17 protein-coding genes and 1 pseudogene are annotated in these 20,748 nt (G+C 59.9%); 8 read left to right on the forward strand and 10 right to left on the reverse strand.

Translation table 11 applies throughout. From position 1 onward, the window contains the following. The first annotated feature begins 77 nt into the window (after positions 1–77). The 3 genes from J3P75_RS23510 (at position 78) to J3P75_RS23520 (ending at position 1,934) form a co-directional block, all read left to right on the forward strand. Positions 78–449 (forward strand): septal ring lytic transglycosylase RlpA family protein, encoded by a 372-nt coding sequence (locus J3P75_RS23510; protein WP_434708365.1) that lies wholly within the window; start codon positions 78–80, stop codon positions 447–449. Positions 450–546: 97 nt separating this feature from the next. Beyond that, the gene (locus J3P75_RS23515) at positions 547–1,557 is read left to right on the forward strand and encodes a calcium/sodium antiporter (protein WP_434708366.1); all 1,011 of its coding nucleotides are present in this window, start codon (positions 547–549) and stop codon (positions 1,555–1,557) included. Continuing rightward, the gene (locus J3P75_RS23520) at positions 1,554–1,934 is read left to right on the forward strand and encodes a carboxymuconolactone decarboxylase family protein (protein ID WP_434708367.1); all 381 of its coding nucleotides are present in this window, start codon (positions 1,554–1,556) and stop codon (positions 1,932–1,934) included. The genes J3P75_RS23515 and J3P75_RS23520 overlap by 4 nt, the downstream gene beginning before the upstream one ends. Positions 1,935–2,051: 117 nt before the next feature. Here J3P75_RS23520 and J3P75_RS23525 read toward each other — a convergent pair whose 3' ends face one another. From J3P75_RS23525 to kdgD, 5 genes are all read right to left on the reverse strand, one after another. Beyond that, entirely contained in the window at positions 2,052–2,993 is a 942-nt protein-coding gene (locus J3P75_RS23525; protein WP_434708368.1) for an AEC family transporter, read from the reverse strand. A gap of 272 nt (positions 2,994–3,265) precedes the next feature. Further along, on the reverse strand, positions 3,266–4,819 hold the full coding sequence (garD, locus tag J3P75_RS23530; protein WP_208938746.1) for a galactarate dehydratase: 1,554 nt from the start codon (positions 4,817–4,819) through the stop codon (positions 3,266–3,268). A gap of 11 nt (positions 4,820–4,830) precedes the next feature. Further along, positions 4,831–6,192, reverse strand: coding sequence for an MFS transporter (locus tag J3P75_RS23535; protein ID WP_090281757.1), 1,362 nt, complete (start codon positions 6,190–6,192; stop codon positions 4,831–4,833). A 148-nt stretch (positions 6,193–6,340) separates the two neighbouring features. Further along, positions 6,341–7,786 carry an aldehyde dehydrogenase family protein gene (locus J3P75_RS23540; protein WP_434708369.1) on the reverse strand — a complete coding sequence of 482 codons (1,446 nt, stop codon included), beginning with the start codon at positions 7,784–7,786 and terminating at the stop codon, positions 6,341–6,343. Between the two features lie 74 nt (positions 7,787–7,860). Further along, the gene (kdgD, locus tag J3P75_RS23545; protein ID WP_090281755.1) at positions 7,861–8,772 is read right to left on the reverse strand and encodes a 5-dehydro-4-deoxyglucarate dehydratase; all 912 of its coding nucleotides are present in this window, start codon (positions 8,770–8,772) and stop codon (positions 7,861–7,863) included. Between the two features lie 298 nt (positions 8,773–9,070). Between kdgD and J3P75_RS23550 the strand changes: the two genes are divergently transcribed. Then, on the forward strand, positions 9,071–9,451 hold the full coding sequence (locus J3P75_RS23550) for a hypothetical protein (RefSeq protein WP_434708370.1): 381 nt from the start codon (positions 9,071–9,073) through the stop codon (positions 9,449–9,451). Positions 9,452–9,595: 144 nt separating this feature from the next. Continuing rightward, positions 9,596–9,949, forward strand: a complete 354-nt coding sequence (locus J3P75_RS23555; RefSeq protein WP_434708372.1) for a hypothetical protein — start codon at positions 9,596–9,598, stop codon at positions 9,947–9,949. Between the two features lie 3 nt (positions 9,950–9,952). Here the strand turns inward: J3P75_RS23555 and J3P75_RS23560 are convergent, their stop codons facing one another. From J3P75_RS23560 to J3P75_RS23575, 4 genes are all read right to left on the reverse strand, one after another. Further along, entirely contained in the window at positions 9,953–10,699 is a 747-nt protein-coding gene (locus J3P75_RS23560) for a FadR/GntR family transcriptional regulator (RefSeq protein WP_434708373.1), read from the reverse strand. Positions 10,700–10,889: 190 nt separating this feature from the next. After that, complete coding sequence (locus J3P75_RS23565) at positions 10,890–12,617, reverse strand: ABC transporter ATP-binding protein/permease (protein ID WP_434708374.1); 1,728 nt, start codon at positions 12,615–12,617, stop codon at positions 10,890–10,892. Positions 12,618–12,713: 96 nt separating this feature from the next. Further along, positions 12,714–13,274 carry a response regulator transcription factor gene (locus tag J3P75_RS23570; RefSeq protein ID WP_003221630.1) on the reverse strand — a complete coding sequence of 187 codons (561 nt, stop codon included), beginning with the start codon at positions 13,272–13,274 and terminating at the stop codon, positions 12,714–12,716. Further along, complete coding sequence (locus J3P75_RS23575; protein ID WP_434708375.1) at positions 13,271–14,530, reverse strand: ATP-binding protein; 1,260 nt, start codon at positions 14,528–14,530, stop codon at positions 13,271–13,273. Before J3P75_RS23575 ends, J3P75_RS23570 begins: the two co-directional genes overlap by 4 nt. Before the next feature lie 312 nt (positions 14,531–14,842). On the opposite strand from J3P75_RS23575, the gene J3P75_RS23580 reads away from it, so the two are divergent. After that, positions 14,843–15,559, forward strand: a complete 717-nt coding sequence (locus J3P75_RS23580; protein WP_434708376.1) for an SIMPL domain-containing protein — start codon at positions 14,843–14,845, stop codon at positions 15,557–15,559. Positions 15,560–15,716: 157 nt separating this feature from the next. Here the strand turns inward: J3P75_RS23580 and J3P75_RS23585 are convergent. Next, positions 15,717–16,081 (reverse strand): annotated as a pseudogene (locus J3P75_RS23585) (DUF6124 family protein). A gap of 944 nt (positions 16,082–17,025) precedes the next feature. Between J3P75_RS23585 and J3P75_RS23590 the strand changes: the two are divergent. Both J3P75_RS23590 and J3P75_RS23595 read left to right on the forward strand, forming a co-directional pair. Further along, entirely contained in the window at positions 17,026–18,627 is a 1,602-nt protein-coding gene (locus J3P75_RS23590; RefSeq protein ID WP_434708377.1) for an ABC transporter substrate-binding protein, read from the forward strand. Positions 18,628–18,887: 260 nt separating this feature from the next. Beyond that, on the forward strand, positions 18,888–20,513 hold the full coding sequence (locus tag J3P75_RS23595) for an ABC transporter substrate-binding protein (RefSeq protein ID WP_090281748.1): 1,626 nt from the start codon (positions 18,888–18,890) through the stop codon (positions 20,511–20,513). The last annotated feature ends 235 nt before the right edge of the window (positions 20,514–20,748 follow it).

A 20,748-nucleotide genomic window follows, 5' to 3' on the forward strand; every position in this document is an offset into this window, starting at 1 on the left:
TCAGACACTGAAAAGTTGACTGTCGAACCGCTATCGCGAGCAGGCTCACTCCTACATTTGATTCGGGATACCTTTGAATGAAGCGTCTGTTCCTGAGCAGCGCCCTGCTCTCCCTGCTGGCCGGTTGCGCCAGCACCGACACCATCGACCCGCACGGTTACGACCAGAGCGGCGTCGCCTCCTATTACGGAGCCAGACACCACGGTAAACGCACCGCCAGCGGCGAAGCGTTCAACCAGCATTCCCTGACTGCCGCCCACCGCCAATTGCCCTTCGGCACGCGGGTGAAAGTCACCAACTTGAAAAATGATGAGTCGGTCGTGGTCCGCATCAACGACCGCGGCCCGCACACCCGTGGCCGGATAATCGACTTGTCACGCGAGGCCGCCGAGCAGATCGGCATGCTGCGCAGCGGCACCGCGCGGGTTCGCGTACAGGCCCTCGATTAATGGAGCGCCGACCATTTTCGGATTAGCCGACCTCCCCCTGATCAGCCTGATCGAACTGCTCGCCGGCCTGTGCCTGCTGATCTTCGGTGCCGAACTGATGGTGCGCGCGGCGGTGCGTCTGGCAGCGCGCTTGCATGTACGGCCACTGATCATCGGCCTGACCATCGTCGCCCTCGGCAGCAGCGCACCGCAAATGGCCGTCAGCCTGCAGGCAGCGCTGGCGCACAACCCGGACATCGCGGTCGGCAGCGTGGTCGGCAGCAGCATCTTCAACATCCTCGTCACGCTCGGACTGTCGGCGCTGATCATTCCGCTGCGCGTCTCACGGCAATTGGTGCGACTCGATATCCCGCTGATGATCGGCGCCAGCCTGCTGGTGTTTCTGCTGGCCTGGAACAAAGAGATCGGTCGCTTTGACGGCATCTTGTTGCTCGCCGCTTTGGCGTTGTACCTCGGCTTGCTGTTGCGCCAGTCGCGTAACTCGACACGGCCACACTCCGAACAACCCGACGTCGCCCAGGCTTCATGGCTGAGTAATTTGTTGATGATCAGCATCGGCCTGGCAATGCTGGTGTTTGCCGGGCATCTGCTGCTGGGCGCCACCGTCGTGGTTGCCACCGACCTGGGTTTCTCCGAGCGGGTGATCGGCCTGACCGTCGTCGCGGTCGGTACTTCATTGCCAGAACTGGCTACCTCATTGATCGCCGCACTGCGCGGGCAACGCGATATCGCCGTCGGCAACGTGATCGGCGCCAACCTGTTCAATCTGCTCGGCGTGCTGGGCCTCACTGCGCTGATCGCACCGACGCCACTCTCGGTCTCGCCGAATGCGCTGGATTTCGATTTGCCGGTAATGCTCGGGGTCGCGGCGCTGTGCCTGCCGGTGTTCTACTCCGGCTACCGCGTGACCCGCGCCGAAGGTTTGCTGTTGCTCGGTTTGTATCTGGTCTACGGGCTGCATGTGGTGTCGTTTACCACCGGCATGCCGTTGGCCGGCCGGCTCGAGCGACTGATGCTGTTTTACGTCTTGCCGCCGCTGTTGATTTTTTTGTTGTTCACGTCGATACGCGCCTGGCGCCGTCAACATCACAAGAAGGATATGCCATGACCGAAGCGAAGCAGTCCGGGGTTGAAATCCGCCGTCAGGTAATGGGCGACGCGTTCGTTGATCGCGCGCTGGACAACGCCACCGAGTTCACCCAGCCGTTGCAGGATTTCGTCAATGAACACGCCTGGGGCGGGGTGTGGAACCGCGAAGGCCTGCCGCTGAAAACCCGCAGCCTGATCACCCTCGCCGCGCTGACCGCACTGAAGTGTCCGCAAGAGTTGAAGGGCCATGTGCGCGGTGCGTTGAACAATGGCTGCACGGTGGAGGAGATTCGTGAAGCGCTGCTGCATTGTGCGGTGTATGCCGGGGTGCCGGCGGCGATCGATGCGTTTCGTGCGGCGCAGGAAGTGATTGATAGCTACCAGAAACCTGAGTGATTCGGCGCGGCTGAAATAGCTATCGCGAGCAGGCTCGCTCCTACAAGGGGAACGCATTCCAAATGTAGGAGTGAGCCTGCTCGCGATGGGGCCATCAGCAGCACCGCACAATCCAGGTCAGATCCACCCGCCCCACTGCAACACAAAGATCCCGACATTGGTGGTAATCGCTGCCATCAACGTGGTCATTACGATAATCGCCGCCGCCAGTTCATGGTTGCCCTGCGCCGCCCGCGCCATGACGAAACTCGCCGCTGCCGTCGGGCTGCCAAAGTACAGAAACAGAATCCCCAGCTCCGCCCCACGAAAGCCCCATAGCCACGCGCCCAGTGTCGCCAGTACGGGCAAGCCGACCATCTTCACCAAGCTGGAACTGAGCGCCAGCTTGCCGCTCTTGCGCAACGCCGCCAGCGACAGCGTGCCACCGATGCAGATCAGCGCCAGCGGTAATGTGGTCTGCGCCAGGTACTGACCCGACGTCTCCAGCCAGCCTGGCAAGGCGATCTTGAAATAGGCAAACGGCGCCGCGGCGATCACGCTGATGATCAACGGATTGCTGAACACGCTTTTGCAGATGCTCCACGGATCGGACTTGATCACCGGGCTGTAAACCGCCAGGACGATGGTCGACAGAGTGTTGTAGAACAGAATCACCAGCGCCGCGAGAATAGCGCCGAGGGAAATCCCGTAGTCGCCGTACATGCTCGCCGCGAGGGCCAGACCAATCACACCGTTATTGCCGCGAAACGCGCCTTGGGTGTAGATGCCGCGATCCTCACGCGGGCATTTGAAAATCGCCCAGCCCCAGGCCACGGCAAAGCTCACCAGGGTGGCGAGGGAGAAGTAGATCAGCAGAGACGGTTGCAGGGCGGCGTGCAGGTCAGCATGCAGAATGCCGAGAAACAGCAGCGCCGGCATGGTCACGTTGAACACCAGCGACGAGGCGGTGTGGATGAAGTTGTCGTTGATCCAGTCGATGCGCTTGAGCAGCACACCGAGAAACAGCATGGCAAATACCGGCGCGGTGATGTTCAGGGTTTCGAGGAAGATTGCCAGCATGCCGGGGAGCCTTGGGTGAGCGTCGATAGGAGGCTAATGATAAGCCACTTTCACCCTGATCATTCCCACGCTCTGCGTGGGAATGCAGCCCGGGACGCTCTGCGCCCCCAAAGCGTGACGCGGAGCGTCACATGAGGCATTCCCACGCAGAGCGTGGGAACGATCACGCATTCGGCGTCTGGCGGATCGCTTTCGCGAGCAGGCTCGCTCCCACATTTGTAACGCATTTCCCTGTGGGAGCGAGCCTGCTCGCGAAGAACGATGACGCGGTTTCAGGTAATCGGCGCCGGGTTGAACAAGGTAATGTCGTTGTGCAGCTTGTGCTTCTCCGCCCAGGTCTGTTGCTTGCCGCTCGCCACATCCAGATAGTAGTGAAACAGCTCCCAGCCCAACTCCTCGATGGTCGCGCGTCCGGTAGCAATGCGCCCGGCATCGATGTCGATCAGATCCGGCCAGCGCTGCGCCAGTTCGGTTCGCGTCGAGACCTTGACCACTGGCGCCATCGCCAGCCCATAAGGCGTGCCGCGCCCGGTGGTGAACACATGCAGGTTCATCCCCGCCGCCAGTTGCAAGGTGCCGCAGACAAAATCACTCGCCGGCGTCGCACAGAAAATCAAACCCTTCTGCTTGAAGCGCTCGCCCGGGCCGAGCACACCGTTGATCGCGCTGCTGCCCGACTTGACGATCGAACCCAGCGACTTCTCGACAATGTTCGACAAGCCACCCTTCTTGTTGCCCGGCGTGGTGTTGGCACTGCGATCGGCCTCGCCCTTGGCCAGGTAACGGTCGTACCAGTCCATTTCGCGCACCAGCTCTTCCGCGACGGTTTGCGTTTGCGCGCGAGAGGTCAGCAGATAGATCGCGTCGCGGACTTCGGTGACCTCGGAAAACATCACCGTCGCCCCGGCACGCAGCAGCAGATCCGAGGCAAAACCCAGCGCCGGGTTGGCGGTGATGCCGGAGAAGGCATCGCTGCCGCCGCACTGCATACCCAGAATCAGCTCGGACGCCGGCACGGTTTCGCGGCGGCGTTGGTCGAGCTTCTTCAAACGAACTTCGGCCAGTTCCATGATCTGCTCGATCATTTCAGTAAAGCCGTGACTGGAATCCTGCAAGCGATACAACCACGGATCGCTGAGATCCACCGAGGCATCGTCCTCGTGCATCACCTGCCCGGCCTGCAATTTCTCGCAGCCCAGGCTGATCACCAGCGCCTCGCCGCCCAGGTTCGGGTTGCGCGCCAGATTGCGCACGGTGCGAATCGGGATGTAGGCGTCGGTGGCGGTGATCGCCACGCCGCAGCCGTAGCTGTGGGTCAGTGCCACCACGTCATCGACGTTCGGGTACTTGGGCAGCAGCTCTTCCTTGATCCTTTTCACCGCATGATCGAGCACGCCGGTGACGCACTGCACGGTGGTGGTGATGCCGAGAATGTTGCGCGTGCCGACGGTACCGTCGGCGTTGCGATAACCCTCGAAGGTGAAGCCTTCCAGCGGAGCCTGCGCGTCCGGCACGTCGGTGGACAGCGGCAAGCTGTCCAGCGGCGGCGCGGTCGGCATGCGCAGTTGATCTTCCTTGACCCAACTGCCACGACGGATCGGCTGCAAGGCATAACCGATGATCTGCCCGTAGCGAATCACCGCGCCGCCCTCGGGGATGTCTTCCAGGGTGACCTTGTGGCTCTGCGGAACGAAATCCACCGTCACCAGGCCGTCGGCAAACTCGGTACCGGCCGGTACGCCCTGATCGTTGACCACCACTACAACGTTGTCCCGCTCGTGCAGGCGGATGTAGCGCGGCGAGTCGGAATGTTCAATCAACTGCATGACGCCGCTCCTCAGGAATGCGCTTGAGACAAATTGCCGGTGGCCTCATTACCGCCCTTGGCAGGCGGCTCTTTCAGGACCACGCGCTTGATCGGGCCGACGATCACCAGATAGCTGAACACTGCGACCAGTGCGTTGGCACCGACAAACACCAGCGCCCATTTGAACGAACCGGTAGAGCTGATGATGTAGCCAATCACGATCGGTGTGGTGATCGAGGCGATGTTGCCAAAGGTGTTGAACAGGCCGCCACTCAGACCGGCGATCTGCTTCGGCGAGGTGTCGGACACCACCGCCCAGCCCAGTGCGCCCACGCCTTTGCCGAAGAATGCCAGGGCCATGAAGCCAACGACCATCCACTCAACTTCGACATAGTTGCACGCCACGATGCTGCTCGACACCAGCAGACCGGCAATGATCGGTGCCTTGCGGGCGAAGGTCAGCGAGTGGCCCTTGCGCAGCAGGTAGTCGGAAATTACCCCACCCAGCACGCCACCGATAAAGCCGCAGATCGCCGGCAACGAAGCGATGAAACCGGCCTTGAGAATGGTCATGCCACGCTCTTGCACCAGATACACCGGGAACCAGGTCAGGAAGAAATAGGTGATGCCGTTGATGCAGTACTGGCCCAGATACACGCCGAGCATCATGCGGTTGGTCAGCAACTGACGGATGTAGTCCCACTTCGGACCGTCGGCCTTCTTGCCCTTCTGGTCCATGTCGACCATGCCGCCGTTGTCGGCGATGTGCTTGAATTCGGCGTCATTGATGCGTGGATGCTCGCGCGGGCTGTAGATCACTTTCAGCCAGACCAGCGAGAACACGATGCCGAGGATACCCATGACGATGAACACGTGTTCCCAGCCGAAGCTGTAGACGATCCAGCCCATCAGCGGCGCGAACAACACGGTGGCAAAGTACTGCGCCGAGTTGAAAATCGCCGAGGCAGTGCCGCGTTCAGCGGTCGGGAACCACGCCGCCACAATGCGCGCGTTGCCTGGGAACGATGGCGCTTCGGCCAGGCCCACGAGGAAACGCAGCATGAACAGCGCCACCACCGCGGTGGACATGCCGAATTCACCGACAAAGCCTTGCAGCACGGTGAACAGCGACCAGGTGAAAATGCTCAGGGCATAGACTTTTTTCGAGCCGAAGCGATCGAGCAGCCAGCCACCGGGAATTTGCCCGGCCACGTAGGCCCAACCGAATGCGGAGAAGATGTAGCCGAGGGTGACGGCGTCGATGCCCAGATCCTTTTGCAGGCTGGAGCCGGCAATGGCGATCGTGGCACGGTCGGCGTAGTTGATCGTGGTCACCAGAAACAGCATGAGCAGGATCAAATAGCGGACGTGAGTCGGCTTGGACGATTGCATGTAGATGTACTCCCACTGATTATTTTTATGCGGGGTGAAGCTTCTTTGGTCTTGCTTTTGTGGGAGCTGGCCTGCCGGCGATGGCCTCACTGCGGTGTTTCAGTCACACCGCGGTGATGCCATCGCTTGCAGGCAAGCTCCCACAGGGTCAGGAGCCGATGTAACTGGTTTTCACGACCGTGTAGAACTCTTGCGCATAGCGCCCCTGCTCGCGCGAGCCGTAGGACGAGCCTTTACGGCCACCGAACGGTACGTGGTAATCGACACCGGCGGTCGGCAGGTTGACCATCACCATCCCGGCCTGGGAATGGCGCTTGAAGTGGTTGGCGTACTTCAACGAAGTGGTGGCGATGCCGGCCGACAAACCGAATTCGGTATCGTTGGCCATCGCCAATGCCGCTTCGTAGTCCGCCACGCGCACGACGTTGGCGACTGGGCCGAAAATCTCTTCGCGGCTGATACGCATCGACGCTTCACTGTCGGCGAACAAAGTCGGCGCGAGGAAGTAGCCTTCGGTATCGCAGGTCACCACACCACCGCCGCTGACCAGACGTGCACCTTCGGACTGGCCGATGTCGATGTACTTCATGTCCTGTTCAAGCTGCGCCTGGGACACCACCGGACCGATGTCGGTGCCGGCTTTCAGCGCGTGGCCGACCTTGATCGACTTCATGCGCTCGGCCATCGCTTCAACGAACTTGTCGTGAATGCCAGCGGTCACGATCAGCCGGCTCGACGCCGTGCAACGTTGGCCAGTGGAGTAGAAGGCGCTCTGCACCGACAGCTCGACCGCTTGCTTGAGGTCGGCGTCGTCGAGAATGATCTGCGGATTCTTGCCGCCCATTTCCAGCTGAACCTTGGCCTGGCGCGCAACGCAGTTGACCGCGATCTGGCGACCAACGCCCACCGAACCGGTGAAGCTGATGCCGTCGACTTTCGGGCTGTTGACCAACGCCTCGCCAACCACGCGACCGCTGCCCATTACCAGGTTGAACACGCCGGCCGGGAAGCCAGCGCGGGAGATGATTTCCGCCAGCGCCCAGGCGCAGCCCGGCACCAGATCGGCAGGCTTGAGCACCACGCAGTTGCCGTAGGCCAAGGCCGGAGCAATCTTCCACGCCGGGATGGCAATCGGGAAGTTCCACGGGGTGATCAGACCGACCACGCCCAGCGCTTCGCGAGTGACTTCAACGTTGACGCCCGGGCGTACCGACGGCACGTAATCGCCAGACAGACGCAGGCATTCACCGGCAAAGAATTTGAAAATGTTACCGGCGCGAGTCACTTCGCCGATGGCTTCCGGCAGGGTCTTGCCTTCTTCGCGAGCCAGCAGCGTGCCGAGCTCTTCGCGACGGGCGAGAATTTCGGTGCCGACTTTGTCCAGCGAATCATGACGGGCCTGAATGCCTGAAGTGGAATACGCCGGGAATGCCGCGCGGGCGGCGTCGATGGCAGCGTTGACCTGGTTCAGGTCAGCCTTGGCGTAGTCGCCGATGTTGTCGCTCAATTCGGACGGGTTGATGTTGGCCGAGTAATCGGCACCGGCGACCCACTCGCCGTTGATGTAGTTGTCGTAGCGTTTTGCTGTTGTCACAGGGCAGCCCTCAACTCTAAAAGCCTTTACGCAAAAAGCCGCTGATTGCTCAGCGGCCTCGCTTTACTCAGGTGTTACTGCGCGCCTTGCTTGTCGATCAGCGCGGCGAGCATGTCGTACTCTTCGCCGGTCAGGTCGGTCAGCGGCGCACGCACCGGACCTGCGTCATAGCCGGCGATTTTTGCACCTGCCTTGACGATGCTCACGGCGTAACCGGCCTTGCGGTTGCGGATGTCCAGGTACGGCAGGAAGAAATCGTCGATGATCTTGCCAACAGTGGCGTGATCTTCACGAGCAATCGCGTGGTAGAAGTCCATCGCGGTTTTCGGGATGAAGTTGAACACCGCCGAAGAGTAGACCGGCACGCCCAGGGCCTTGTAGGCCGCGGCGTAGACTTCGGCGGTCGGCAGACCACCGAGGTAGCTGAAGCGATCACCGAGGCGGCGACGGATCGACACCATCAACTCGATATCGCCCAGGCCATCCTTGTAGCCGATCAGGTTCGGGCAGCGCTCGGCCAGACGTTCCAGCAGCGGCGCGTTGAGGCGGCAAACGTTGCGGTTGTAGACGACCACGCCAATGTTCACCGATTTACACACGGCTTCAACGTGAGCGGCAACCCCGTCCTGGCTCGCTTCGGTCAGGTAGTGCGGCAGCAGCAGCAGGCCTTTGGCGCCCAGACGCTCGGCTTCCTGAGCGTACTCGATGGCCTGACGGGTCGAACCGCCCACACCGGCGAGGATTGGCACGCTGGTCGCGCAGGTGTCGACGGCAGTCTTGATGATTTCCGAATATTCGCTGGCGGCCAGGGAGAAGAACTCACCGGTGCCGCCCGCTGCGAACAGGGCCGAAGCGCCATACGGAGCCAGCCATTCCAGGCGTTTGATATAGCCCGCGCGGTTGAAATCGCCTTGCGCGTTGAAATCGGTCACCGGGAACGACAGCAGGCCGGCAGAGAGGATGGACTTCAGTTCTTGTGGATTCATTATTCGAACACCCTGGTAGCAACGTTTTATTGTGAGTGGACCGTTCAGCCTTGGCTGAAGTTGTAGGTCATCGTACAACTTAAAAGATAACCGTCAACTGCATTTCATCTTTGGCAGCGATTTTTTGTCGGACAAGATTGGCCTTCGCGCGTTTTGAAATGGCTATGAGGTGCGTGCTTGACGCTTTCCAGGTCTGAAATATCTGGTCTGGATTCGTTTAATTCTGAGGAGACCAGCGGCTCGTAAAGTACGTCGACTGCCACGAAGGATCGTGGCGGACCACTCAAAGGAAGCCGTCATGTCGATGCATTTTGCTGCCCCTACCCTTTCTCATGCCGCCCCCGCTCAGGATGACTGCGTCACGCTTCAGCTCTCGCAATTGCCGGAGATCCTCGCTGTACAGGTTCCGGATTCCAGCGATTTCGCGGCGAACTGGACCGTCTACGCGATCCTCGGCAGCGATGCTGAAGAACCTGAATGGGAGGGTGATGAGGTGGACACGGGCGCCTGGGACGACGCCGAGGATGAAATGGAAAAGCTGTTCGACATCGAAGTGCAGCTGCCGAAAGAAGCGCTGCAACCGTATTTGGGCCGCGAGGTGGAGCTGCGCTACAAGTTTCGCGATGAGTCGAGTATGGAGCCGTATTCGCAGGCGTTGAGGTTGCGGATCGAGGCGTGATGGACTGTGCGTTTGACGTTTTGACCGTTGGTCGGGACTGGTATTTCTTACAGGTGCGGCAGCAGGTTTAGCGATCCTTAAATGGAATACGCGAGACAAGCTCCCGCATTTCGTCAAATCAGACTTAACAAAAGGATGTTGACAATGACTAACGCAACGCTCCCCCCTTTGCCCGCTCCAGCACTGACAGAAGCAGCAAACGGCATTATCTCTGTCAGCACAATTAAAGACCCGACCGACGCTGTGGTACCTGCTTATGAAGGAGCCACGCTAGGGGACCAAGTGAAACTGATGCTTGTCATCGGCAACAAGCAATGGGATTACTCGAAAGTCCTGACTTCCGCTGATGTCGGCAAGGAGATTATCTTCGGAATTGAGAGGGATCATTTTTCGAAGGGTCTCGCTGCGGGAGCAGATGCCCGGTTGCGGTACAGCATCTCGCGAGACGGTCAAATCCCTGCCATGTCTTCAGAGCTCAAAGTTGCCATAGTGCGTTAGGCACTACCCCTGCGCCTGTGCCTCTTCATGGGCCTGGCGCAGTCTTTCGCGGCTGTTGGTCAGGTGCAACCGCATCGCCGCACGCGCAGCATCGGAATCCTGCCGGGCAATCGCATCGTAGATTTCTTCGTGTTCGCGACTCAGGCGGCTCATGTAGTGCTGCTGATCATCATGGGCCAGGCGCGCCGAATTCAGCCGCGTACGCGGAATGATGCTGGTGCCCAGGTGCGTCATGATGTCGGTGAAATAGCGGTTGCCCGTGGACAATGCAATTTCCAGGTGGAAAGCAAAGTCTGACGACACGGCATCACTGGCGTGGGACGCGCTTTCGTTCAACGCATCAAGGGCGGCGCGCATGGTCGCCAATTGTTCCGGGCTGCGACGTTGCGCAGCGAGGCCGGCGGATTCGACTTCGAGGCTGATGCGCAATTCGAGGATAGCCAGCACGTCACGCAGGGTGACGACGGTCGCCGGGTCGATACGGAAACCACTCGGGCTAGGCGTGTCGAGCACGAAGGTGCCGATGCCGTGGCGGGTTTCCACCTGACCTGCGGCTTGCAGCCGGGAAATCGCTTCACGCACCACGGTGCGGCTGACGCCATGGGCTTCCATGATCGCCGACTCGGTGGGCAACTTGTCGCCACGCTTGAGCAGACCGTCACGGATCTGCTCGCTCAGCACCGTCACCAGTTCCTGAGCCAGACTGCGGCGCTTGCGCGGTAGGCGCGGGGTGTCCATCAGCTTTTCCATGGTCTGCATCTTGTCTCGAAAGTTCGGCTTGCGGCCATCATAGCTCAAGCGGGTTGTACGATCACCGCCCAGATCACAATGCCCTTTGTAGGAGTGAGCCTGCTCGCGATGGCGTCAGTTCAGTCGGCAACCTCTTTGACTGTCATACCGCTATCGCGAGCAGGCTCACTCCTACAGGGAATGCGTGGTGTCAGGCCGTTACGGTTTGTTCGACCAAATGCCCGCTATCGATCCGCACATGCCGAGGATGGAAGCGTTTCAGACTGCTGCGATGGCCGACACTGACGATACTCAACCCCGGAATCTGATCGATCAGCGCCTGGTACAACGTCGCTTCGTCTTCTTCGTCCATCGCCGAGGTCGCTTCGTCCATGTACAGCCATCGCGGTGCATAGAGCAGCGCTCGGGCAAAGGCCAGGCGCTGTTGTTCGCCCGGCGACAGCATCCGCTGCCAGTGATTGGCTTCGTCCAGCCGCCCGACCAGATGCGGCAATCGACATGTTTCCAGCACTTGGGCATAACGCTCTGTTGGGTAAGAGTCGCCCGGTTGTGGATAACTCAGCGCCTCACGCAAGGTGCCGATCGGCAGATAAGGCTTCTGCGGCAGGAACAGATAGCGCGCCGCTGGCAGGCGAATATTGCCATGCCCCGCCGGCCACAAGTGCCCCATCGCCCGCAGCAACGTCGACTTGCCGCTGCCGGAACGCCCGCTGAGCATCACTCGCTCACCCGGTTCCACGGTCATGTCGGCACTGGTCAACAGATGACGGCCGTCGGCCAGATCCAGCCCGAGGTTATGCACCTGCAATTCGCTGCCCTGGTTTTGCACATCAATGGCTGGCGCCCGCTCTTCGTTGTCGCTCATGGCCTGACGGAAGCTCAGCAGACGATCACAGGTCGCGCGCCACGCGGCCAGATCCGCGTAGGCAGTGATGAACCAGCTGAAGTTCTCCTGCACGTTGCCGAACGCCGAGTTGATTTGCATCAGCTCGCCCAGTTCGATCTTGCCGGACAGGTAGCGCGGCGCCGCGACGATAAACGGGAAAATAATTGCGATCTGGCCGTAGCCGGAGGTGAAGAACGTCAGACGCTTGGACACGCGCATGATGTCCCAGAAGTTGTGCCAGACCAGGCCGAAGCGGCTGCTCAACCGGCGATTTTCATTCGGCTCGCCGTTGTACAGCGCAATACTTTCGGCGTTTTCCCGCACCCGCACCATGGAGAAACGCAGGTCGGCCTCGAAGCGTTGCTGCTGGTTGTTCAGACCGATCAAGCGGCGACCGATCAGGTGCGTCAGCCAACTGCCGACAGCCGCATAGAGCAGCGCACACCAGAACATGTAGCCGGGAATCTCGATACCAAAGACCTCGATGCTGCCCGAAACGCCCCACAAAATGATCGAGAACGACACCAGGCTGACAATCGTGCGCAGCAGCCCGAGGCCCAGGCTCAGGGTGTTGGCCGTGTAAGTATTGAGGTCTTCGGAAATTCGCTGGTCGGGGTTATCCGTATAACCGCCCTGCTCCAGCTGGTAATAGTTCTTGTGGTCGAGCCAGCGCTTGAAGTGCTTTTCGGTCAGCCACGCCCGCCAGCGGATAGTCAGCATCTGCGTCAGGTACAGGCGATACACCGCGCCCAGAATCGCCACCGCAGCGATACCGCAGAAATACAGGATCAACTGCCAGAACGCCGCCTCGTCCTTCTTCTGCAAGGCGTTGTAGAAGTCCTTGTACCAACTGTTGATCCACACCGAGATGGCCACGCTGAACAACGTCAGCGCAATCACGGCAATCAGCAACGTCCAGGCCTTGCCCTTCTCTTCACTGCGCCAATAAGGCGTGGTCATCGCCCAGACCTTGCGAAAAAACTGCCCGCGCACAGCATCGTTGACCGCGGAATATTCAGCGTTCTGATTCATGGATAAGGCTCGATAAAGATAAGAACAGACACGCACCGATCATAGATGATCGGTGCGTTTCATCGCGAGGGCTGGCGATAGTCGTTCAGCGCAGGTTCAGCGACGAACCGGGCGCTTCTGCAGTTTGCGCTGCAGGGTGCGGCGGTGCATGCCCAAGGCGCGGGCAGTGGCGGAGATGTTGCCTTCGTGTTCGGTGAGCACGCGCTGGATGTGCTCCCACTGCAGGCGGTCGACCGACATCGGGTTTTCCGGCACCAGACTGTCAAGGTCGGCGTGCTCGGACAGCAACGCGGCCAGCACGTCGTCAGCGTCGGCCGGTTTGCACAGGTAATTGCAGGCACCGCGCTTGATCGCCTCGACCGCAGTGGCAATGCTCGAATAACCGGTGAGGATCACCACGCGCATTTCCGGGTCCAGCTCCAGCAGCTTGGGCAGCAGCACCAGACCGGAGTCACCGTCCATTTTCAGGTCGAGCGCGGCGTAATCCGGCAGATCGGCCTGGGCGATGGTCAGGCCTTCTTCGGCGGAACCGGCGGTGCTGACGCGAAAGCCACGGCGGGCCATGGCGCGTGCCATCACGCGGGTGAAGGTCGCGTCGTCATCGACCAGCAGCAAATGCGGCAGTTCTTCGCCTTCGACTTGGATTTCGTCACTCATGTTAGGTCTCCTCGGGCGCCGTGGGGCAGGCGCAGCTCGGTGAGCGTGCCGCCTTCCTCATGACTATAGAGTTTCACTGAGCCGCCGGCGCGTGTCACGCTGGCCTTGCTCAAAAACAGGCCCAGGCCGAAACCTTTGCCCTTGGTGGTAAAAAACGGTTTGCCGATCTGCTCGGCAATGGCCAGCGGCACACCGGCGCCGTGGTCGCGAATGCTGATGGTCAGCGTTTCCGCATCCCAATCCAGGGTGACCTGGAGGTTATCCGGGCAGGCGTCGGCGGCATTGTTCAGCAGATTGAGCAGCGCCTGGGTCAGATCCGGCGGCGGCGCCATGCGCGGCACACTGCCCTGGCCAAGACGCTGGAAGCGATAACTGGCCTCCGGGCGCATCAAGTGCCAACGGTTCAACGCTTCGTCGAGCCAGTCGGTAACGTCCTGCATCTCCACCGCCAGACGCCGGTTGGCCTCGGCGGCACGGACCAGCTGCTGCAAGGTTTCCTTGCACAACTTGACCTGATCCTGCAGCACCTTCAGATCGTCCTGCAACATCGGATCGGGATGGTCCTGCTGCATTTCCTTGAGCAAAACACTCATGGTCGCCAGCGGCGTGCCAAGTTCATGGGCAGCCCCTGCGGCCTGAGTGGCGACCGCGAGCAATTGCTGATCGCGCAGGCCTTCTTCACGGCGAATCGCGCGCAATTCTTCTTGCCGACGCAGCTCTTCAGCCATGCGCGCAGCGAAAAAGGTAATCACCGCCGCCGCCAGCGCGAAGCTCAGCCACATGCCGTAGATCTGCAGATTCTCGCGGGCCACCGGCAAGGTTTCCAGCGGATAGAAACGCGTCAGCATCACCGTGTACAGCGCCAGCGCAATGCCCGACAGGATCACCGAATAGCGCCACGGCAGCGTCACCGCCGCGATGGTCAGCGGCACCAGATAATAGGAAACGAACGGGTTGGTCGAGCCGCCGGAGAAATACAGCAGCGCACTGTGGATCACCAGATCGCAGGCCAGTTGCAGCGCATATTCAAGCTCAGTCACCGGCCACGACGTGCGCAGGCGCACGGCGGTGAATACACAAAGCAAGGTCGAGCAGCCGAGGGTCATCGCCAGTTGCACCCACGGCAACGGCAACAATTGCAGCCAATACGCCAGGCCAACGGAACCGGCCTGCGCGGCGAGCACCAGGGTGCGGATGAAAGTCAGCCGCCAGAGGTTCTGGCGAGTGGCGGAAGTCAGTTGTACGGGGGCGAGCATGAGCTCTCCTGATGAGCGCTCCAGGCGGATCGCAGGGAGTATAACCAAGGCGCGGGGTCCAGAGGCGAAAGTGCGGCAAACGACCACATGGCGAAAAGATCTTTGCCGGTTGTGAGGCCCTCATCGCCAGCAGGCTGGCTCCCACAGGGGGAACGCATTTCAAAGGTGGGAGCGAGCCTGCTCGCAAAGGGCTGCGCAGCAGCCCCGGCCATCTGTATAGAAGTTGTAACTGGGCGAACCGGAGCATAAAAGTTAGAGTCTGATGGTTCACGCAGGCTCGAACCAACACCTGCGCCCCCTCAAGGAGCTTTCATGCACACAGTTCGCCGCAGCGCCGCCCTTCTCGCCCTGACCGTCGGCAGCATCGCCAGCCTTCCGGCCCTGGCCGCCGATGAGCTGCATTACAACCAGATTTCCCTGCGCGCCGAAGTCAGCCAGGAAGTGGCCCGCGATCAGATGATCGTGACGCTCTATACCGAAGACCAGAACACCGACCCGGCCAAACTCGCCGCCGCCATCAGCACCACGATGAACAAGGCAACAGCCCAGGCCAAGCAAGTCAAGGACGTCACCTTGCGCACGGGCAGCCGCAACAGCTACCCGATCTACGACACCAAGGGCCAGAAAATCACCGGCTGGCGCGAACGCGCCGAACTGCGCCTGGAAAGCACCGACTTCGCCGCCCTGTCGAAACTCACTGGCGAGCTGCTGACCGACCTGAAAATGGGCGGCATGGACTTCGCCATCGCCGACCCGACCCGCAAGGCCAGCGAAGACCAGTTGCTCAAAGAAGCCGTCACCGCCTTCAAGGCCCGCGCACAACTGGCCACCGACGCCCTGGGCGGCAAAGGCTACAAAATCGTCAACCTGAACCTCAACAGCAACGGTTACCCACAACCGTACCTGCGCGCCCCGATGATGATGAAAGCTGCCGCCATGGATTCAGCCCCGGTAACCCCAGAAGTCGAAGCCGGCACCAGCCGGGTCAGCATGACCGCCGATGGCTCGATTGAAGTGGTGATGCAGTGAATTGAAGCGAGCTGAATGCAAAACCGCCGATCGGTGAATGATCGGCGGTTTTTTTATGCCGGGGATTTGTGGTGAATGTTCCGCCGCCTTCGCGAGCAGGCTCGCTCCCACAGTTTGAAATGCATTCCACCTGCTCGCGAACAACGATGACGCGGTCTCAAGCCTGCGGATCAACCCGATCCAGCGCCCGATTCACCGCCAGCTCCGCCAGCATGATGATCTGCTGAATCGCCAGCGCCGTATTGCGCTGCGGACGACCGAGCTGATCGGCGAAATCGCTGGCCAGCGTGTTCGCTGAAGCAAGGGATTCGCAGGCGTGAGCCAGCAGGCTTTCGGTATCGATATCGGGCTGGATTAGAAACATCGTGCTGGGCGGGTGGGGTTTGCTGGGTGGAGTGCAGAGATAGAAATGGAGGGCGCGCTTGATGGCTTCGCGGTTCTTGATTTGATTGTCGGCGCGGATGGCGTCTTCGAGAGGGATTGCGGGTCAAGCGGTGGATCGGGGACAATTTTATCTTTCATAAAAATCTGCTCGTAATTCGAGCCGCCCTTAGCCATTTCTCACGTGGCGAAGGGTGGCAGCTATGTGCGGAGTGAGAAACCGGTGAGCAGAAAACCGGCCAGACCGAAGTCTGCCCGCACACAGCCGCCATAAGGCATACGACAGCTGATAAGCCGGCCGCAATTATGGTCTTACTGGTGCTAGTTTCAAGCTCAGCGGGTTCTCACACCCGATCACTGAACATTCAGCGACACCCAGAGCCTAGAGAGCGAGCGTCCGACGGACAACCTGAAAACCTTGTGGGAAGGTTCTGGTTATCTGACACAGCTTTAAACAGCCAAAAGCCATCCCTCACCCTAGCCCTCTCCCGGAGGGAGAGGGGACTGACCGCGGTGGATGCGAAAGGTACGCTGACCTGAAATACCGAGTCGAACTCAGGTTTTGAATGGCCCACGAATCGGCTCCCTCTCCTGGGGGAGAGTGCTGGGGTGAGGGGCGAATCCACCGAAAATCCCAAGCCATGCGTCGCTTCTCACCACTCAATAGGCCGAGTGCCAGCTCGCCTGCTTTTGATCTTGCGTCACCGGCGACGTCGGAAGGCTGAGTGGAGGGATCGATCCGGGCGTGGGAGCGCAGCGACCGTCTGGCGCAGCCAGACACAGCGGAAGGAGGTGCAGCGCAGCAAACCGTAGCCGCTGCGCCCGGATCGGTCCCGCAGCGAAGGGACCCGAGCCTGCGAGGGCCGTACGTAGGAGCAAAGCCTTTTGGTTCCTTTTTGGCGTCTGAAAAAGGGACTCGCCGTAAGGGCGAAACCGCCAGCCGCACCACCCGAAGCAACGGATATACCCCCAAACCAAGCCTCTATATGCCGAGACAGACACCCCAACACAAAAAACGATATTTCCGAAGCCCCCCAAATCCCCGCTACCCTGAAAAACATAACCAGCAAATCCCCGGGGACTCCATGCCAAGATTCACCCTCAAACCACTACTGATCACCCTCGCACTAACGGCCATAGCCCCGATCACACACGCCGCCACCACCCTGGTCTACTGCTCCGAAGCCAGCCCCGCCGGCTTCGACCCGAGCCAATACACCAGCGGCACCGACTTCGACGCCTCCGCCGAAACCGTCTTCAACCGCCTCACCCAATTCCAGCGCGGCGGCACCGAGATCGAACCCGGCCTGGCGACAAAATGGGATGTTTCCAGCGACGGCCTGCAATACACCTTCCACCTGCGCGAAGGGGTGAAATTCCACAGCACCGACTACTTCACCCCGACCCGCGACTTCAACGCCGACGACGTCCTGTTCACCTTCCAGCGCCTGCTCGACCCGGCTAACGCCTTCCGCAAGGCCTACCCCGCCGAGTCCCCGTACTTCACCGACATGGGCCTGAACACCACGATCAAATCGGTGGAGAAAATCGACGAGCACAGCGTGCGGTTCAACCTCAACAACGTCGACGCCGCCTTCGTGCAGAACCTCGCCATGAGCTTCGCCTCGGTGCAATCGGCCGAATACGCCGCGCAGCTGTTGAAGCAAGGCAAAGCCGCCGACCTTAACCAGAAACCCATCGGCACCGGCCCGTTCGTGTTCAAGCGTTACCAGAAGGATTCGCAGATCCGCTACGTCGCGAACAAGACCTACTGGAAACCCGAAGACGTCAAAATCGATAACCTGATCTTCTCGATCACCCCGGACGCGGCCGTACGCCTGCAGAAACTCAAGGCCGGTGAATGCCAGGTCAGCGGCTACCCGCGCCCCGCCGATATCGAAGTGATGGAAAAAGACCCGAACCTGCGCGTGCTCAAGCAGCCCGGCTTCAACCTCGGTTTCCTCGCCTACAACACCACTCATCCACCACTGGACCAGCTCAAGGTGCGTCAGGCGCTGGACATGGCTATCGATAAACCGGCGATCATCAAGGCCGTTTACCAGAGTGCCGGCCAGTTGGCACACAACGCCTTGCCCCCCGCGCAATGGTCGTACGATTCGAACATCAAGGACGCGCCATATGACCCGGAAAAAGCCCGGGTGCTACTGAAAGAAGCAGGGGTTGCGCCGGGTACAACCATCAACCTCTGGGCGATGACAGTGCAGCGCGCATCGAACCCGAATGCACGCATGTCGGCGCAGATGATCCAGCAGGACTGGGCGAAAATCGGCATCAAGGCCAACATCGTCAGCTACGAGTGGGGCGAGTACATCAAACGCGCGAAAAACGGCGAGCACGACGCGATGATCTACGGCTGGACCGGCGACAACGGCGACCCGGACAACTGGCTCGGCGTGCTCTACAGCTGCGCCGCTGTGAAGGGCAGCAATTATGCCAAATGGTGTGATCCGGCCTACGACAAGCTCGTTCAGCAAGCCAAAGTCGCCACCGATAAAGCGCAACGGATCAAGCTGTATCAACAGGCGCAACTGATCCTTAAACAACAAGTGCCAATCACGCCGATTGCCAATTCAACGGTGTTCCAGCCGCTGCGCAAGGAAGTCACTGATTTCCGTATCAGCCCGTTCGGTCTCACCCCCTTCTATGGCGTGGGTATAAATAGGTAACACCGAGCCCCAACGCAGCGCGCACAACGTGACCAGCGCACTGTTTTGGGGCTCGATTTGCACCGTAAAAACCGTCCGCAAACGGTCAAATGCGTCAGAAGTTACACGGATGCGACATTAAGGTACGTTCGTGCCACGCTTTGACGCCGCCGACCGCTCTGGATCTTGCATTGGGTATGGCCCCTGCATAAGTATCCGCAGGCACGACTCACGAGGTCGTACCTCACTACTAAAAAATGACAACAAATCATGAGGCCAACATGCTTAAACACGCGGTCATTCCGTTTTTAGTCGGCGCAGGCTTGTTAGCCTCCGCACCGTTCGCATCCGCTGCGACTAACCTGGTGTTCTGCTCCGAAGGCAGCCCGGCCGGTTTCGATCCAGGCCAGTACACCACCGGAACCGACTTCGACGCCTCAGCCGAAACCATGTTCAACCGTCTGACCCAGTTCGAGCGCGGCGGCACCGCTGTGATTCCTGGTCTGGCAACCAAGTGGGACATTTCCGATGACGGCCTGACGTACACCTTCCATCTGCGCGAAGGCGTCAAGTTCCACACCACGCCGTACTTCAAGCCGACTCGTGAATTCAACGCCGACGACGTGCTGTTCACTTTCAACCGCATGATCAACAAGGACGACCCTTTCCGTAAGGCGTACCCGACCGAATTCCCGTACTTCACCGACATGGGGATGGACACCAACATCACCAAGATCGATAAAGTCGACGACCACACCGTCAAGTTCACGTTGAAAGAAGTCGATGCTGCGTTCATCCAGAACCTGGCGATGAGCTTCGCTTCCGTGCAGTCCGCCGAATACGCGGCCCAACTGCTCAAGGATGGCAAAGCCGCCGACATCAACCAGAAGCCGATCGGCACTGGTCCGTTCGTATTCAAGAGCTACCAGAAAGATTCCAACATCCGTTACACCGGCAACAAGGATTACTGGAAGCCTGAAGACGTGAAGATCGACAACCTGATCTTCGCCATCACCACCGACCCGTCGGTGCGTATCCAGAAACTGAAAAAGAACGAGTGCCAGGTCACCCTGTTCCCGCGTCCGGCCGACCTCAAGGCGCTGAAAGAAGACAAAGCGCTGAAGATGCCGGATCAGGCCGGTTTCAACCTGGGCTACATCGCCTACAACGTGATGGACAAGGTCAAGGGCAGCAACGAAGCCAACCCGTTGGCTGACCTGCGCGTACGTCAGGCGCTGGACATGGCGGTGAACAAGCCGCAGATCATCGATTCGGTTTATCAGGGCGCGGGCCAACTGGCTGTCAACGCCATGCCGCCGACCCAGTGGTCTTACGACACCACCATCAAAGACACCAAGTACGACCCTGAAAAAGCCAAACAGCTGCTCAAGGAAGCCGGCGTCAAGGAGGGTACCGAAATCGTGCTGTGGGCGATGCCGGTACAGCGCCCATACAACCCGAACGCCAAGCTGATGGCCGAAATGCTCCAGTCCGACTGGGCCAAGATCGGCTTGAAAGTGAAGATCACCAGCTACGAATGGGGCGAGTACATCAAGCGTTCCAAAGGTGGCGAGAACCAGGCCATGATCATTGGCTGGAGCGGTGACAATGGTGATCCGGACAACTGGCTGAACGTGCTGTTCGGCTGCGACTCGCTCAGCGGCAACAACTTCTCCAAGTGGTGCGACAAGAAGTTCGACGGTCTGGTGAAAGAAGCCAAACGCACGACCGATCAGGGCAAGCGCACCGAACTGTACAAACAGGCGCAACACGTCCTCAAAGATGCAGTCCCCATGACACCTATCGCTCACTCGACGGTGTACCAACCCATGCGCGCCAACGTGCAGGATTTCAAGATCAGCCCATTTGGCTTGAATTCTTTCTACGGCGTCAGCGTCAGCAAGTGAGGCATTGCAACGGCGGCGTTTCTGACGTCGCCGTTGCTTTTTCTACCGGGCAAACAGGAAAAGGCCTACACCCAAATCCGTAGTAGATGATTGCTTCGGTATAGGCGCGTCGACTTTTCCTACGAGCATTAAGGCTTTTACGTATTTACTGCCAGAAGCACGGTGCCTACCGTCGCGTACTGACCAGTGTCTGCGTGGGCCACCGGTTTGCCGTACGCCATGGTTTGAGCTCAAT

Origin of the sequence: Pseudomonas sp. R1-1 (genome assembly GCF_051132135.1) — a bacterium.
Lineage (GTDB): Bacteria > Pseudomonadota > Gammaproteobacteria > Pseudomonadales > Pseudomonadaceae > Aquipseudomonas.

Bases quoted from the DNA above. Each gene is read 5' to 3' on its own strand.
- J3P75_RS23520 (WP_434708367.1), top strand. From the start codon at position 1,554: ATGACCGAAGCGAAGCAGTCCGGGGTTGAAATCCGCCGTCAGGTAATG.
- J3P75_RS23560 (WP_434708373.1), bottom strand. From the start codon at position 10,699: ATGGAAAAGCTGATGGACACCCCGCGCCTACCGCGCAAGCGCCGCAGT.
- J3P75_RS23580 (WP_434708376.1), top strand. From the start codon at position 14,843: ATGCACACAGTTCGCCGCAGCGCCGCCCTTCTCGCCCTGACCGTCGGC.
- J3P75_RS23575 (WP_434708375.1), bottom strand. From the start codon at position 14,530: ATGCTCGCCCCCGTACAACTGACTTCCGCCACTCGCCAGAACCTCTGG.
- J3P75_RS23515 (WP_434708366.1), top strand. From the start codon at position 547: ATGGTGCGCGCGGCGGTGCGTCTGGCAGCGCGCTTGCATGTACGGCCA.
- J3P75_RS23525 (WP_434708368.1), bottom strand. From the start codon at position 2,993: ATGCTGGCAATCTTCCTCGAAACCCTGAACATCACCGCGCCGGTATTT.
- J3P75_RS23590 (WP_434708377.1), top strand. From the start codon at position 17,026: ATGCCAAGATTCACCCTCAAACCACTACTGATCACCCTCGCACTAACG.
- J3P75_RS23535 (WP_090281757.1), bottom strand. From the start codon at position 6,192: ATGCAATCGTCCAAGCCGACTCACGTCCGCTATTTGATCCTGCTCATG.
- J3P75_RS23555 (WP_434708372.1), top strand. From the start codon at position 9,596: ATGACTAACGCAACGCTCCCCCCTTTGCCCGCTCCAGCACTGACAGAA.
- J3P75_RS23550 (WP_434708370.1), top strand. From the start codon at position 9,071: ATGTCGATGCATTTTGCTGCCCCTACCCTTTCTCATGCCGCCCCCGCT.
- kdgD (WP_090281755.1), bottom strand. From the start codon at position 8,772: ATGAATCCACAAGAACTGAAGTCCATCCTCTCTGCCGGCCTGCTGTCG.
- J3P75_RS23570 (WP_003221630.1), bottom strand. From the start codon at position 13,274: ATGAGTGACGAAATCCAAGTCGAAGGCGAAGAACTGCCGCATTTGCTG.
- garD (WP_208938746.1), bottom strand. From the start codon at position 4,819: ATGCAGTTGATTGAACATTCCGACTCGCCGCGCTACATCCGCCTGCAC.
- J3P75_RS23565 (WP_434708374.1), bottom strand. From the start codon at position 12,617: ATGAATCAGAACGCTGAATATTCCGCGGTCAACGATGCTGTGCGCGGG.
- J3P75_RS23595 (WP_090281748.1), top strand. From the start codon at position 18,888: ATGCTTAAACACGCGGTCATTCCGTTTTTAGTCGGCGCAGGCTTGTTA.
- J3P75_RS23510 (WP_434708365.1), top strand. From the start codon at position 78: ATGAAGCGTCTGTTCCTGAGCAGCGCCCTGCTCTCCCTGCTGGCCGGT.